The 663-nt window shown below is 64.9% G+C and carries 1 protein-coding gene; it reads left to right on the top strand.

The genetic code is table 11. From position 1 onward, the window contains the following. On the top strand, window positions 1–663 hold a 663-nt coding region (locus HX846_RS37530; RefSeq protein WP_178967503.1), incomplete at both ends, for an acyl-CoA dehydrogenase family protein.

Raw genomic sequence — 663 nt, 5'->3', positions numbered from 1 at the left:
CCGCAGGCCTTGGGCGGCCTGGGTGCAAGCCTGCCGCAGCTGTTTCGCCTGTTGATTGAGCTGGGAGAGGCCGATTCAAACCTGCCGCAGATTGTGCGCGCGCATTTCGGGTTTGTTGAAGGCCGGCTTTCCAGCCGTGACAGCGAGTCCCAAAATTACTGGTTCGCCAAAGTCGTCGACGGCGAGTTGTGGGGCGCCGCCATGGCCGAGCGCACCGACACCACCCGCAACTCGGTGACCCTCAGCGCAGTCGACTCCGGCTGGCAGCTGGACGGCGAGAAGTACTACTGCACCGGCACGCTGTACGCCAACTGGATCGCGGCCGTGGCCCTGGATGGCGAAGATTTTGTCAGCCTGGCGGTACGCACCGACGCGCCGGGTGTCACCGTCGAGGATGACTGGGACGGCTTTGGCCAGCGACTCACCGGCAGCGGCACTACCCGCTTCAAGGCGGTGAACGTACCGGAGCAGCACATTGTGCGGCGCTTCAAGAAAGACGAACTGCGCGCCGAGTCCTACCTGAGCGCTTTCTACCAGTTGTTCCACCTGGCGACCCTGGCCGGCATCGCCAACGCCGTGCTGCGTGACGCCACCGAATTCGTCAAGGGCCGCACCCGCGCGTTTGGTGTGCCGGGGCAATCGAGCCCCAAGGATGACCCGCTG

It is taken from the genome of Pseudomonas sp. K5002, assembly GCF_013386655.1.
Lineage (GTDB): Bacteria > Pseudomonadota > Gammaproteobacteria > Pseudomonadales > Pseudomonadaceae > Aquipseudomonas.
This window is presented reverse-complemented; position numbering and strand designations above follow the sequence as displayed.